This window comes from Corynebacterium sp. HMSC056F09, assembly GCF_001815785.1.
Taxonomy (GTDB): Bacteria; Actinomycetota; Actinomycetes; order Mycobacteriales; family Mycobacteriaceae; genus Corynebacterium; species Corynebacterium hiratae.
Map to the genome: position 1 here is coordinate 1 of NZ_KV821966.1, position 588 is coordinate 588.

The following is a 588-nucleotide window of genomic DNA, read 5'->3' on the forward strand; positions in this document are numbered from 1 at the left end:
AAATCAACGCACTCTAAAACCGGAAGGGCCACATTAATTCCCAGAGCATGGTTGCTCGGATTATGTTTCTTCCAGGTAATCGCTTGATGAGGTGGTCCTGAAAAAATCCTCCAACAATCATGCCTAGGGTAAACATGGTTGAAGTTAAGCCGATTATCCAGCCATCAACTTTAAGATAGGCCAACCATAGATCTATGGACGCGATGAGGAAAAAATTGGCAAAATTCGAGCATAAATCGATGCTGAAAATTGCCCGGAGCACCGGATATTTCCAAATCCAAGCCAAAGAATATTTGGTATCGGACCAGAACTCTGTAAATGAATACTTCTGGTCACTGATTGTTTCACCTAGGTTTGCATTGATGCTCCTTGAAGCATATACGGGACCAAGCCCTGACAGGGATTGTGCGATAAAAGGAATAACCGGCGCCAGTCCGTAAAGTAGGCCTCCTAAGGGTAATCCCACCATCCAGATAATGTTGTCTCGAGTTTGGTTACGGCCTTGTGCTTGGACAAGTAAATTCTCTGGGATGATGAATCTCAGAATGGCATTGGTTAGCCGGCCCTTCCGGTTTTAGAGTGCGTTGA

General features: G+C 44.9%; 1 protein-coding gene. It reads right to left on the reverse strand.

All coding sequences use genetic code 11. The annotated features are described in order from the left end of the window. Positions 1-13: 13 nt before the first annotated feature. Complete coding sequence (locus tag HMPREF3056_RS10540) at positions 14-466, reverse strand: hypothetical protein (protein ID WP_246822513.1); 453 nt, start codon at positions 464-466, stop codon at positions 14-16. Between the last annotated feature and the right edge of the window lie 122 nt (positions 467-588).